Source organism: Flavobacterium collinsii, from assembly GCF_946903285.1.
GTDB classification, from domain to species: Bacteria; Bacteroidota; Bacteroidia; order Flavobacteriales; family Flavobacteriaceae; genus Flavobacterium; species Flavobacterium collinsii.
Genome location: NZ_OX336425.1, coordinates 494,556 through 508,982, shown reverse-complemented (window position 1 = coordinate 508,982; position 14,427 = coordinate 494,556). Strand labels below are relative to the sequence as shown.

Annotated in this window: 1 protein-coding gene, 4 tRNA genes and 6 rRNA genes; 10 read left to right on the top strand and 1 reads right to left on the bottom strand. The window is 43.3% G+C overall.

The window, feature by feature from the left end:
- The first annotated feature begins 756 nt into the window (after nucleotides 1–756).
- The 5 genes from OGZ34_RS02340 to rrf (OGZ34_RS02320) all read left to right on the top strand — a co-directional run bounded on the left by OGZ34_RS02340 (nucleotide 757) and on the right by rrf (OGZ34_RS02320) (nucleotide 6,058).
- Nucleotides 757–2,270, top strand: a 16S ribosomal RNA gene (locus OGZ34_RS02340).
- A 127-nt stretch (nucleotides 2,271–2,397) separates the two neighbouring features.
- Nucleotides 2,398–2,471: transfer RNA gene (locus OGZ34_RS02335), tRNA-Ile, on the top strand.
- A 159-nt stretch (nucleotides 2,472–2,630) separates the two neighbouring features.
- A tRNA-Ala gene (locus tag OGZ34_RS02330) sits at nucleotides 2,631–2,704 on the top strand.
- Between the two features lie 185 nt (nucleotides 2,705–2,889).
- Nucleotides 2,890–5,772 (top strand): 23S ribosomal RNA (locus tag OGZ34_RS02325).
- A gap of 176 nt (nucleotides 5,773–5,948) precedes the next feature.
- A 5S ribosomal RNA gene (gene rrf, locus OGZ34_RS02320) occupies nucleotides 5,949–6,058 on the top strand.
- The 16S, 23S and 5S rRNA genes sit together here with 2 tRNA genes alongside, the layout of an rRNA operon.
- Before the next feature lie 262 nt (nucleotides 6,059–6,320).
- On the opposite strand, the gene OGZ34_RS02315 is transcribed toward rrf (OGZ34_RS02320), so the two are convergent.
- The gene (locus OGZ34_RS02315) at nucleotides 6,321–6,479 is read right to left on the bottom strand and encodes a transposase (RefSeq protein ID WP_263362009.1); all 159 of its coding nucleotides are present in this window, start codon (nucleotides 6,477–6,479) and stop codon (nucleotides 6,321–6,323) included.
- A 2,490-nt stretch (nucleotides 6,480–8,969) separates the two neighbouring features.
- Between OGZ34_RS02315 and OGZ34_RS02310 the strand changes: the two genes are divergently transcribed.
- From OGZ34_RS02310 to rrf (OGZ34_RS02290), 5 genes are all read left to right on the top strand, one after another.
- Nucleotides 8,970–10,483 (top strand): 16S ribosomal RNA (locus tag OGZ34_RS02310).
- 127 nt (nucleotides 10,484–10,610) lie between these two features.
- Nucleotides 10,611–10,684, top strand: a tRNA-Ile gene (locus tag OGZ34_RS02305).
- Nucleotides 10,685–10,842: 158 nt separating this feature from the next.
- A tRNA-Ala gene (locus OGZ34_RS02300) sits at nucleotides 10,843–10,916 on the top strand.
- A 186-nt stretch (nucleotides 10,917–11,102) separates the two neighbouring features.
- Nucleotides 11,103–13,985: ribosomal RNA gene (locus tag OGZ34_RS02295) — 23S ribosomal RNA — on the top strand.
- Nucleotides 13,986–14,161: 176 nt separating this feature from the next.
- Nucleotides 14,162–14,271 (top strand): 5S ribosomal RNA (gene rrf / locus OGZ34_RS02290).
- The last annotated feature ends 156 nt before the right edge of the window (nucleotides 14,272–14,427 follow it).

Sequence of the window (14,427 nt, the reverse complement as noted above, 5' to 3'; positions counted from 1 at the left end):
TATTTAGGAGCTTTCTCCCGCTATTGGTTTCAATCTTATGCTTTTTAAAGGAAAAAGCAAAAGGATTTCCACTTCTATCGGGGCTAGGGGATGGGTTTTCAAAAGAAAATAAGGCAAAAAAGCAAAACTTGGCGTCTTTGCGCCTTTGCGAGACTAGTAAAATAGGGGTGTTTCAAAGGAAGGTATAGTGTTGAATCTAATTCACTAAAGAAAAACCTTTCAAACCTGAAAATAGTTTAGTTTGTAAAAGGGGTGTTATCAGAGTGTTAAGATAAAGTTTGAAAAAAGATCAAAAATAGTTCGATAAAAAGCTTGTAGAACTCAATAAAGTGACTACTTTTGCACCCGCAACAGCGATAGACGTTCACTGAAATACTGACAAGCAAACGAATTAAAACGAAAAGAAATTTTCAAAAAAAAAGATTCGAAAAAGCTTGTGAGATTTGAAAATGGATATTACATTTGCACCCCGCAAAACACGGGAAGCTCATTGAAAGACTGGTAAGGAGAGAAGGAAAAAAGGAAAGAAATTTTCTTAAAAAAAACTTCAAAAATCTCTTGCCGTTTAGAAATAAGTTTTCTACTTTTGCACCCGCTTTGAGAAACAAGCGAAACAAGAAAAGAAACACGTTCGTAGACATATTGAATTGACAGCCGTTTTAACAGAGATGTTAAAACAAAAGAATAAGAGTAAATGAATCGAGAGATTCGAGAAGAACCGATAGATAAAGCATCGCAATATAATATAAAAAATATACGATGAAGAGTTTGATCCTGGCTCAGGATGAACGCTAGCGGCAGGCTTAACACATGCAAGTCGAGGGGTATGCTTCTTCGGAAGCAGAGACCGGCGCACGGGTGCGTAACGCGTATGCAATCTACCTTTTACAGAGGGATAGCCCAGAGAAATTTGGATTAATACCTCATAGTATAGCTGAATCGCATGATTCTACTATTAAAGTCACAACGGTAAAAGATGAGCATGCGTCCCATTAGCTAGTTGGTAAGGTAACGGCTTACCAAGGCTACGATGGGTAGGGGTCCTGAGAGGGAGATCCCCCACACTGGTACTGAGACACGGACCAGACTCCTACGGGAGGCAGCAGTGAGGAATATTGGACAATGGGCGCAAGCCTGATCCAGCCATGCCGCGTGCAGGATGACGGTCCTATGGATTGTAAACTGCTTTTATACGAGAAGAAACACTGCTTCGTGAAGCAGCTTGACGGTATCGTAAGAATAAGGATCGGCTAACTCCGTGCCAGCAGCCGCGGTAATACGGAGGATCCAAGCGTTATCCGGAATCATTGGGTTTAAAGGGTCCGTAGGCGGTTTAATAAGTCAGTGGTGAAAGCCCATCGCTCAACGGTGGAACGGCCATTGATACTGTTAAACTTGAATTATTAGGAAGTAACTAGAATATGTAGTGTAGCGGTGAAATGCTTAGAGATTACATGGAATACCAATTGCGAAGGCAGGTTACTACTAATGGATTGACGCTGATGGACGAAAGCGTGGGTAGCGAACAGGATTAGATACCCTGGTAGTCCACGCCGTAAACGATGGATACTAGCTGTTGGGAGCAATCTCAGTGGCTAAGCGAAAGTGATAAGTATCCCACCTGGGGAGTACGTTCGCAAGAATGAAACTCAAAGGAATTGACGGGGGCCCGCACAAGCGGTGGAGCATGTGGTTTAATTCGATGATACGCGAGGAACCTTACCAAGGCTTAAATGTAGATTGACCGGTTTGGAAACAGATCTTTCGCAAGACAATTTACAAGGTGCTGCATGGTTGTCGTCAGCTCGTGCCGTGAGGTGTCAGGTTAAGTCCTATAACGAGCGCAACCCCTGTTGTTAGTTGCCAGCGAGTCATGTCGGGAACTCTAACAAGACTGCCAGTGCAAACTGTGAGGAAGGTGGGGATGACGTCAAATCATCACGGCCCTTACGCCTTGGGCTACACACGTGCTACAATGGCCGGTACAGAGAGCAGCCACTGGGCGACCAGGAGCGAATCTATAAAACCGGTCACAGTTCGGATCGGAGTCTGCAACTCGACTCCGTGAAGCTGGAATCGCTAGTAATCGGATATCAGCCATGATCCGGTGAATACGTTCCCGGGCCTTGTACACACCGCCCGTCAAGCCATGGAAGCTGGGGGTGCCTGAAGTCGGTGACCGCAAGGAGCTGCCTAGGGTAAAACTGGTAACTAGGGCTAAGTCGTAACAAGGTAGCCGTACCGGAAGGTGCGGCTGGAACACCTCCTTTCTAGAGCCTCAAATGTTAGTGGTAACACACGTTGAGGAAAAAAGATGTTAATTTAGAAGGTTCTGAATCACAACATTCACTTACTCTTGCTGTTAATTTAAAAAATAATGAAAATTAAGTAAAACAGAGTCTCGTAGCTCAGCTGGTTAGAGTACTACACTGATAATGTAGGGGTCGGCAGTTCGAGTCTGCCCGGGACTACTTTTTTAGAGTTTAGAGTTATAAATTATGAATTATAAGTTATAATAAAAAAACAACAAACTAAAAAAAACTGAAATACTTAAGATAAAGGAAATTTTAGAAGTTGAGCGTTTATGAGAGAATTCATAACTCATAATTCATAACTCATCATTTAAAAATGGGGGATTAGCTCAGCTGGCTAGAGCGCCTGCCTTGCACGCAGGAGGTCAACGGTTCGACTCCGTTATTCTCCACAAAGCCGAAAGCTATAAGCTTTAGGCGGTAAGCTAAGAAAGCTTAAAGCGTATTGCTTAAAGCCTACAGCTAATAAAGTTCATTGACATATTGAGATAAGAAAATAATAAAAAGTAGAAAGCGTTTTTTACAATTTATTGTAAAAGACAAAAAAAAACGGTCTTAATTAATTTTAAGATTGGTACAATAAGCAAAATAAGGGCGTATGGGGGATGCCTAGGCTCTCAGAGGCGATGAAAGGCGTGATAAGCTGCGAAAAGCTACGGGGACGGGCACACACCGATTGATCCGTAGATACCTGAATGGGGCAACCCACTATGTTGAAGACATAGTACACCGATAGGTGGGCAAACCCGCTGAACTGAAACATCTAAGTAGGCGGAGGAGAAGAAAACAAAAGTGATTCCGTAAGTAGTGGCGAGCGAACGCGGATTAGCCCAAACCAATGATGTTACGGCATGATTGGGGTTGTAGGACCACGAGATTTTATGTACAAGGAACCGGAAGTTACTGGAAAGTGACACCATAGAGGGTGATAGTCCCGTATGGGTAACGAGTATAATAGATAGTGGTATCCTGAGTAGGGCGGGGCACGTGAAACCCTGTCTGAATTTGGCGGGACCATCCGCTAAGGCTAAATACTCCTGAGAGACCGATAGTGAACCAGTACCGTGAGGGAAAGGTGAAAAGAACCGTGAATAACGGAGTGAAATAGATCCTGAAACCATACGCTTACAAGCGGTCGGAGCCCTTTCGTGGGGTGACGGCGTGCCTTTTGCATAATGAGCCTACGAGTTAACGTTGCTGGCAAGGTTAAGTGGTTAAGCCACGGATCCGTAGCGAAAGCGAGTCTGAATAGGGCGCTTTAGTCAGTAGTGTTAGACGCGAAACCGTGTGATCTACCCATGGGCAGGTTGAAGCTGTGGTAACACACAGTGGAGGACCGAACCGGTTGACGTTGAAAAGTCTTCGGATGACCTGTGGGTAGGGGTGAAAGGCCAATCAAACTCGGAAATAGCTCGTACTCCCCGAAATGCATTTAGGTGCAGCGCTGAGCGTAAAGTTATATAGAGGTAGAGCTACTGATTGGATGCGGGGGCTTCACCGCCTACCAATTCCTGACAAACTCCGAATGCTATATAATGTTTCTCAGCAGTGAGGGCTTGGGTGCTAAGGTCCAAGTCCGAGAGGGAAAGAACCCAGACCATCAGCTAAGGTCCCCAAATATACGCTAAGTTGAAAGAACGAGGTTTGTCTGCCCAGACAGCTAGGATGTTGGCTTGGAAGCAGCCATTCATTTAAAGAGTGCGTAACAGCTCACTAGTCGAGCGGACGAGCATGGATAATAATCGGGCATAAGTGTATTACCGAAGCTATGGATTTACAGTCTGACTGTAAGTGGTAGGGGAGCATTCTAACAGGGTTGAAGGTGTATCGTCAGGTATGCTGGACTGGTTAGAAAAGAAAATGTAGGCATAAGTAACGATAATGCGGGCGAGAAACCCGCACACCGAAAAACTAAGGTTTCCACAGCTATGCTAATCAGCTGTGGGTTAGTCTGGTCCTAAGGCGAACCCGAAAGGGACAGTCGATGGCTAACGGGTTAATATTCCCGTACTACTAATTACTGTGATGGGGTGACGGAGTGATGAAAGCGCCGCGAACTGACGGAATAGTTCGTTGAAGTACCTACCTATAAGATCTGCAGGCAAATCCACAGATCTTGGGGAAATACGATAGTACTCGGAGTCTTCGGACAAAGAGATAGTGCGCCTAAGGGCTTCCAAGAAAAACCTCTAAACTTCAGGTAATTAGTACCAGTACCGTAAACCGACACAGGTAGTTGAGGAGAGAATCCTAAGGTGCTCGAGAGATTCATGGCTAAGGAATTAGGCAAAATAGACCTGTAACTTCGGGAGAAAGGTCGCCAGCGCAAGCTGGCCGCAGTGAAGAGGTCCAGGCGACTGTTTATCAAAAACACAGGGCTCTGCAAAATCGTAAGATGAAGTATAGGGCCTGACACCTGCCCGGTGCTGGAAGGTTAAGAGGAGATGTTATCTTCGGAGAAGCATTGAATTGAAGCCCCAGTAAACGGCGGCCGTAACTATAACGGTCCTAAGGTAGCGAAATTCCTTGTCGGGTAAGTTCCGACCTGCACGAATGGTGTAACGATCTGGACACTGTCTCAGCCATGAGCTCGGTGAAATTGTAGTAACGGTGAAGATGCCGTTTACCCGCAGTGGGACGAAAAGACCCTGTGCACCTTTACTATAGCTTAGTATTGACCTTGGATAAATGATGTGTAGGATAGGTTGGAGACTGTGAAGTGGCGTCGCCAGGCGTTGTGGAGTCATTGTTGAAATACAACCCTTTGTTTATCTGAGGCCTAACCCCGCTATGTGGGGGACATTGCTTGGTGGGTAGTTTGACTGGGGTGGTCGCCTCCAAAAGAGTAACGGAGGCTTCTAAAGGTTCCCTCAGTACGCTTGGTAACCGTGCGTAGAGTGCAATGGCATAAGGGAGCTTGACTGAGAGACATACAGGTCGATCAGGTACGAAAGTAGAGCATAGTGATCCGGTGGTTCCGCATGGAAGGGCCATCGCTCAAAGGATAAAAGGTACGCCGGGGATAACAGGCTGATCTCCCCCAAGAGCTCATATCGACGGGGGGGTTTGGCACCTCGATGTCGGCTCGTCACATCCTGGGGCTGGAGAAGGTCCCAAGGGTTGGGCTGTTCGCCCATTAAAGTGGCACGCGAGCTGGGTTCAGAACGTCGTGAGACAGTTCGGTCTCTATCTACTGTGGGCGTTAGAAATTTGAGTGGATCTGATTCTAGTACGAGAGGACCGAATTGGACAAACCTCTAGTGTATCTGTTGTCCCGCCAGGGGCACCGCAGAGTAGCTACGTTTGGAAGGGATAAGCGCTGAAAGCATATAAGCGCGAAACCCACCACAAGATGAGATTTCTTTTAAGGATCGTGGAAGATGACCACGTTGATAGGCTATAGATGTAAAGGCAGTAATGTCATAGTCGAGTAGTACTAATAATCCGTAAGCTTATGTACACCTTTTCCCGTCCGTTAAGGCGGACGGGGAGAAACTTTCTAAAATAGTAAATAAAAGTACTTTTCTTTATCTCAGTATGTTAAGATATTTGCAGCGAAGCTGCAGTTGATAGTTGAAGGTTGGTAGTTGATGGAAACACCAACAACCATAAACCAACAACCGTCAACAATGACCTTAAGGTGGTTATTGCGGCGGGGCTCACCTCTTCCCATCCCGAACAGAGTAGTTAAGCCCGCCTGCGCAGATGGTACTGCAGTTATGTGGGAGAGTATGTCGTCGCCTTTCTTTTTAAAACCCTATCCAAATCGGATAGGGTTTTTTGTTTTATAGTGCTTTTTAAATTCTTGCGTGCTTTGTGTAATGCTTTGCGAACTTTGTGGTTAAAAAACAGATCGCGGATTGTGCTGATTCGCTATACGAAAACGCGGATTGAGACAGATTTTTTTTGGATCAGGTTCAAAAGTTGGGGATTAGGCAAAAAGATTAGATAATCTGAACAAGAAAAAATCTATATTCCTCACTCCTCTGAATTGACTTCTAAAAGCTTTTATTTAGTATTGAAAGATTCTGCCGAAGCATTTGTACTTCTATTATCAAAATAGTTTAAGATTGACTGGTAATTAATAGTTATGGTATTGAGTAGAATATTAAAGTTTTTAAAACCTGATTCTTCTATATTTCTATACCAATGTGCCAGTTTGGTCATGGCAATATGTTTGTCATTGTGGTTATTGTATATTCCTCGAAGCTGTTGGTTTAATTCAGTTTATTAATGATTTCGGCTCTTCATTTTTTTGAGATTTTGTCTCAAATAAGAGATCATTTTATTACAGCTGATTTTATAATTGACGCTCCCTTATTTTATATGTATTCGGAATGTCTAAAAAAGGGCTGAAAGTCAAAAGTATTAAAATGGTGTAACGTACCATGAATTAGGATAATGGGTTATATTGCCTTGAAAGGGAATAAGTAGGTATAAAGAATTTATAAGGTTTTAATAAAAAAAAACGCTTATTTTGAGAAATGCCACATAAAATAAGAGAGTCTTTTTTAGGCCTGGGTTTCGCTCTTGCGGAGCTTAGAAGTCTCGCTATTATCCATGGCACTTCGCATCATGTTATTGTTAGGGCTCTCTAATAGTAATAGATTATAAATACTTTTGCTTTATGAAGGCAAGCTGTGTATTATTTTTTTTGCCCAACCCTCAACTTTTGAACCTGATCTGTAAATGCGAGGTTCTTCGTAGTTTCTGATCTCTACAAAGAATTTGTTGTTGAAAATTTCTAAAATTTTATTTTGAGTGTAATGTAGTTCATGGTTTTAACTTTGGGATGGGTATTGTTGTGTTGTATTGTGTCTCAATGATTTAAACTGCTGGCTACGTTGTGACTGGGTTCTAATATTGAAATTAGGGAAAAGAGTTAGATGTTCTAAATGTAGGGGTAAATGAATATTTAAAATTAATACCAGAAGTGGTGGAGTGATAAAAGTAAGCGTAGATATTAGTTGTCTGAATGAGGGGAATTCTATATTTTGGTTACTTCTGAATTTTTATGTGAATGCTTTTATTTAAACATTGAATGATTAAACAGATGTATTTGTAATTCTGTTATCAAAATTATTTTAGCTTATTTGCTTGTGATTTGTAATTGTACGAGAGATTGTGTTAGAAGGTTTGATATTAGATTGATTTGCTTTTTTCGTACTATTAGGTAAATTTTGCGAAACAAATGATTTTATCAGTTGTTTTTGTGTGTGTAAATATTTGTATGTAATTCAGATGATAGTCAAGGTGTATTTTATTTGTTTTGGAGTCTATTTAGGTTTATTTCTATAAATCAAGTGTTGGTTAATAGTTACTGTTGGGAGATGTTTTTTATTTTAAAAATTACATTTGGCTTCTTGGATTTTTCATTGGGCTAATTTTCTTGATCTATGGTTTGTTAATGATGTTTCATTCTAATCTCTTGCGAAGCTTTGCTAATTGGTTTCTGAGTGTAAAAGTGGTTTGTAATTTGAGTTGTATTTTGAAAGCATGTTTTGGTCTTGCTTTTTGCAATGATTATTGATGTGGCATCTTTTATGTTTTACTGTTTTGTTGATTAAAATAATATAGGAGTTACTATTAGATAGGCTATCTTTTTATGTTGAAGAACGTTTTTGAATTTTTTGTAAAAAAAGAAGTTATCTTCTGCGGGTGATATGAAGATAAGTCTGATGGCAGTAAATGGGAAAATCCTGTGTCATTACTTTTCTTAAGGATTCTTTTGAGTTTAGATATTCTTTAGGAATATGTTTAATCTTCTTTAGATAGGGATAAAGTGTGTGTTTTTTATTTTTTATAAGAGATATATTTAAAGTAATCTAACCGTTATGTTGGTAATTGGTAACTTGAAAAATGTTTTAAAGGGATTTTGTGTTTGTGTGTAATTGAAAGGTATAAATATGTAGATTTTAATATTACTCCGTAACAATATGTTTGGACCTGAAGATTAAGAGGTGGTAAAGGAGAGAAAGAGGGTGAAATAGAAGTGTAATGGCTGGCAGGGTAAAATGAAATGATTTGGTATAAGTGTTAATAAAAGTTGCGAGACTAGTAAAATAGGGCTATTTGAAAAGATGGAACTATGGGGAATGAGATTTGATAGAGAAAAACCTTTCAAACCTGAAAATAGTTTAACTTGTAAAAGGGGTGTTATCAGAGTGTTAAGATAAAGTTTAAAAAAAGATCAAAAATAGTTTGGTAAAAAGCTTGTAGAACTCAATAAAGTGACTACTTTTGCACCCGCAACAGCGATAGACGTTCACTGAAATACTGACAAGCAAACGAATTAAGACGAAAAGAAATTTTCAAAAAAAGATTCTAAAAAGCTTGCGAGTAAAGAAAGAAAATTTTAAGTTTGCACCCCGCAAAATAAGGGAAGCTCATTGAAAGACTGGTAGGGAGAGAAGGGAAAAAGGAAAGAAATTTTCTTAAAAAAAAACTTCAAAAATCTCTTGCCATTTAGAAATAAGTTTTCTACTTTTGCACCCGCTTTGAGAAACAAGCGAAACAATAAAAAGAAACACGTTCGTAGACATATTGAATTGACAGCCGTTTTAACAGAGATGTTAAAACAAAAGAATAAGAGTAAATGAATCGAGAGATTCGAATAGAACCGATAGATAAAGCATCGCAATATAATATAAAAAATATACGATGAAGAGTTTGATCCTGGCTCAGGATGAACGCTAGCGGCAGGCTTAACACATGCAAGTCGAGGGGTATGCTTCTTCGGAAGCAGAGACCGGCGCACGGGTGCGTAACGCGTATGCAATCTACCTTTTACAGAGGGATAGCCCAGAGAAATTTGGATTAATACCTCATAGTATAGCTGAATCGCATGATTCTACTATTAAAGTCACAACGGTAAAAGATGAGCATGCGTCCCATTAGCTAGTTGGTAAGGTAACGGCTTACCAAGGCTACGATGGGTAGGGGTCCTGAGAGGGAGATCCCCCACACTGGTACTGAGACACGGACCAGACTCCTACGGGAGGCAGCAGTGAGGAATATTGGACAATGGGCGCAAGCCTGATCCAGCCATGCCGCGTGCAGGATGACGGTCCTATGGATTGTAAACTGCTTTTATACGAGAAGAAACACTGCTTCGTGAAGCAGCTTGACGGTATCGTAAGAATAAGGATCGGCTAACTCCGTGCCAGCAGCCGCGGTAATACGGAGGATCCAAGCGTTATCCGGAATCATTGGGTTTAAAGGGTCCGTAGGCGGTTTAATAAGTCAGTGGTGAAAGCCCATCGCTCAACGGTGGAACGGCCATTGATACTGTTAAACTTGAATTATTAGGAAGTAACTAGAATATGTAGTGTAGCGGTGAAATGCTTAGAGATTACATGGAATACCAATTGCGAAGGCAGGTTACTACTAATGGATTGACGCTGATGGACGAAAGCGTGGGTAGCGAACAGGATTAGATACCCTGGTAGTCCACGCCGTAAACGATGGATACTAGCTGTTGGAAGCAATTTCAGTGGCTAAGCGAAAGTGATAAGTATCCCACCTGGGGAGTACGTTCGCAAGAATGAAACTCAAAGGAATTGACGGGGGCCCGCACAAGCGGTGGAGCATGTGGTTTAATTCGATGATACGCGAGGAACCTTACCAAGGCTTAAATGTAGATTGACCGGTTTGGAAACAGATCTTTCGCAAGACAATTTACAAGGTGCTGCATGGTTGTCGTCAGCTCGTGCCGTGAGGTGTCAGGTTAAGTCCTATAACGAGCGCAACCCCTGTTGTTAGTTGCCAGCGAGTCATGTCGGGAACTCTAACAAGACTGCCAGTGCAAACTGTGAGGAAGGTGGGGATGACGTCAAATCATCACGGCCCTTACGCCTTGGGCTACACACGTGCTACAATGGCCGGTACAGAGAGCAGCCACTGGGCGACCAGGAGCGAATCTATAAAACCGGTCACAGTTCGGATCGGAGTCTGCAACTCGACTCCGTGAAGCTGGAATCGCTAGTAATCGGATATCAGCCATGATCCGGTGAATACGTTCCCGGGCCTTGTACACACCGCCCGTCAAGCCATGGAAGCTGGGGGTGCCTGAAGTCGGTGACCGCAAGGAGCTGCCTAGGGTAAAACTGGTAACTAGGGCTAAGTCGTAACAAGGTAGCCGTACCGGAAGGTGCGGCTGGAACACCTCCTTTCTAGAGCCTCAAATGTTAGTGGAGACACACGTTGAGGAAAAAAGATGTTAATTTAGAAGGTTCTGAATCACAACATTCACTTACTCTTGCTGTTAATTTAAAAAATAATGAAAATTAAGTAAAACAGAGTCTCGTAGCTCAGCTGGTTAGAGTACTACACTGATAATGTAGGGGTCGGCAGTTCGAGTCTGCCCGGGACTACTTTTTTAGAGTTTTGAGTTATAAATTATGAATTATAAGTTATAACAAAAAGCAACAAATTAAAAAAGACTGAAATACTTAAGATAAAGGAAATTTTAGAAGTTGAGCGTTTATGAGAGAAATCATAACTCATAATTCATAACTCATCATTTAAAAATGGGGGATTAGCTCAGCTGGCTAGAGCGCCTGCCTTGCACGCAGGAGGTCAACGGTTCGACTCCGTTATTCTCCACAAAGCCGAAAGCTATAAGCTTTAGGCGGTAAGCTAAGAAAGCTTAAAGCGTATCGCTTAAAGCCTACAGCTAATAAAGTTCATTGACATATTGAGATAAGAAAATAATAAAAAGTAGAAAGCGTTTTTTACAATTTTATTGTAAAAGACAAAAAAAAACGGTCTTAATTAATTTTAAGATTGGTACAATAAGCAAAATAAGGGCGTATGGGGGATGCCTAGGCTCTCAGAGGCGATGAAAGGCGTGATAAGCTGCGAAAAGCTACGGGGACGGGCACACACCGATTGATCCGTAGATACCTGAATGGGGCAACCCACTATGTTGAAGACATAGTACACCGATAGGTGGGCAAACCCGCTGAACTGAAACATCTAAGTAGGCGGAGGAGAAGAAAACAAAAGTGATTCCGTAAGTAGTGGCGAGCGAACGCGGATTAGCCCAAACCAATGATGTTACGGCATGATTGGGGTTGTAGGACCACGATATTTTATGTACAAGGAACCGGAAGTTACTGGAAAGTGACACCATAGAGGGTGATAGTCCCGTATGGGTAACGAGTATAATAGATAGTGGTATCCTGAGTAGGGCGGGGCACGTGAAACCCTGTCTGAATTTGGCGGGACCATCCGCTAAGGCTAAATACTCCTGAGAGACCGATAGTGAACCAGTACCGTGAGGGAAAGGTGAAAAGAACCGTGAATAACGGAGTGAAATAGATCCTGAAACCATACGCTTACAAGCGGTCGGAGCCCTTTCGTGGGGTGACGGCGTGCCTTTTGCATAATGAGCCTACGAGTTAACGTTGCTGGCAAGGTTAAGTGGTTAAGCCACGGATCCGTAGCGAAAGCGAGTCTGAATAGGGCGCTTTAGTCAGTAGTGTTAGACGCGAAACCGTGTGATCTACCCATGGGCAGGTTGAAGCTGTGGTAACACACAGTGGAGGACCGAACCGGTTGACGTTGAAAAGTCTTCGGATGACCTGTGGGTAGGGGTGAAAGGCCAATCAAACTCGGAAATAGCTCGTACTCCCCGAAATGCATTTAGGTGCAGCGCTGAGCGTAAAGTTATATAGAGGTAGAGCTACTGATTGGATGCGGGGGCTTCACCGCCTACCAATTCCTGACAAACTCCGAATGCTATATAATGTTTCTCAGCAGTGAGGGCTTGGGTGCTAAGGTCCAAGTCCGAGAGGGAAAGAACCCAGACCATCAGCTAAGGTCCCCAAATATACGCTAAGTTGAAAGAACGAGGTTTGTCTGCCCAGACAGCTAGGATGTTGGCTTGGAAGCAGCCATTCATTTAAAGAGTGCGTAACAGCTCACTAGTCGAGCGGACGAGCATGGATAATAATCGGGCATAAGTGTATTACCGAAGCTATGGATTTACAGTCTGACTGTAAGTGGTAGGGGAGCATTCTAACAGGGTTGAAGGTGTATCGTCAGGTATGCTGGACTGGTTAGAAAAGAAAATGTAGGCATAAGTAACGATAATGCGGGCGAGAAACCCGCACACCGAAAAACTAAGGTTTCCACAGCTATGCTAATCAGCTGTGGGTTAGTCTGGTCCTAAGGCGAACCCGAAAGGGACAGTCGATGGCTAACGGGTTAATATTCCCGTACTACTAATTACTGTGATGGGGTGACGGAGTGATGAAAGCGCCGCGAACTGACGGAATAGTTCGTTGAAGTACCTACCTATAAGATCTGCAGGCAAATCCACAGATCTTGGGGAAATACGATAGTACTCGGAGTCTTCGGACAAAGAGATAGTGCGCCTAAGGGCTTCCAAGAAAAACCTCTAAACTTCAGGTAATTAGTACCAGTACCGTAAACCGACACAGGTAGTTGAGGAGAGAATCCTAAGGTGCTCGAGAGATTCATGGCTAAGGAATTAGGCAAAATAGACCTGTAACTTCGGGAGAAAGGTCGCCAGCGCAAGCTGGCCGCAGTGAAGAGGTCCAGGCGACTGTTTATCAAAAACACAGGGCTCTGCAAAATCGTAAGATGAAGTATAGGGCCTGACACCTGCCCGGTGCTGGAAGGTTAAGAGGAGATGTTATCTTCGGAGAAGCATTGAATTGAAGCCCCAGTAAACGGCGGCCGTAACTATAACGGTCCTAAGGTAGCGAAATTCCTTGTCGGGTAAGTTCCGACCTGCACGAATGGTGTAACGATCTGGACACTGTCTCAGCCATGAGCTCGGTGAAATTGTAGTAACGGTGAAGATGCCGTTTACCCGCAGTGGGACGAAAAGACCCTGTGCACCTTTACTATAGCTTAGTATTGACCTTGGATAAATGATGTGTAGGATAGGTTGGAGACTTTGAAGTGGCGTCGCCAGGCGTTGTGGAGTCATTGTTGAAATACAACCCTTTGTTTATCTGAGGCCTAACCCCGCTATGTGGGGGACATTGCTTGGTGGGTAGTTTGACTGGGGTGGTCGCCTCCAAAAGAGTAACGGAGGCTTCTAAAGGTTCCCTCAGTACGCTTGGTAACCGTGCGTAGAGTGCAATGGCATAAGGGAGCTTGACTGAGAGACATACAGGTCGATCAGGTACGAAAGTAGAGCATAGTGATCCGGTGGTTCCGCATGGAAGGGCCATCGCTCAAAGGATAAAAGGTACGCCGGGGATAACAGGCTGATCTCCCCCAAGAGCTCATATCGACGGGGGGGTTTGGCACCTCGATGTCGGCTCGTCACATCCTGGGGCTGGAGAAGGTCCCAAGGGTTGGGCTGTTCGCCCATTAAAGTGGCACGCGAGCTGGGTTCAGAACGTCGTGAGACAGTTCGGTCTCTATCTACTGTGGGCGTTAGAAATTTGAGTGGATCTGATTCTAGTACGAGAGGACCGAATTGGACAAACCTCTAGTGTATCTGTTGTCCCGCCAGGGGCACCGCAGAGTAGCTACGTTTGGAAGGGATAAGCGCTGAAAGCATATAAGCGCGAAACCCACCACAAGATGAGATTTCTTTTAAGGATCGTGGAAGATGACCACGTTGATAGGCTATAGATGTAAAGGCAGTAATGTCATAGTCGAGTAGTACTAATAATCCGTAAGCTTATGTACACCTTTTCCCGTCCGTTAAGGCGGACGGGGAGAAACTTTCTAAAATAGTAAATAAAAGTACTTTTCTTTATCTCAGTATGTTAAGATATTTGCAGCGAAGCTGCAGTTGATAGTTGAAGGTTGGTAGTTGATGGAAACACCAACAACCATAAACCAACAACCGTCAACAATGACCTTAAGGTGGTTATTGCGGCGGGGCTCACCTCTTCCCATCCCGAACAGAGTAGTTAAGCCCGCCTGCGCAGATGGTACTGCAGTTATGTGGGAGAGTATGTCGTCGCCTTTCTTTTTAAAACCCTATCCAAATCGGATAGGGTTTTTTGTTTTATAGCGCTTTTTAAATTCTTGCGTGCTTTGGGTAATGCTTTGCGAACTTTGCGGTTAAAAAACAGATCGCGGATTGTACTGATTCGCTATGCGAAAACGCGGATTAGAACGGATT

Bases quoted from the DNA above. Each gene is read 5' to 3' on its own strand.
- OGZ34_RS02315 (WP_263362009.1), bottom strand. From the start codon at position 6,479: ATGACCAAACTGGCACATTGGTATAGAAATATAGAAGAATCAGGTTTT.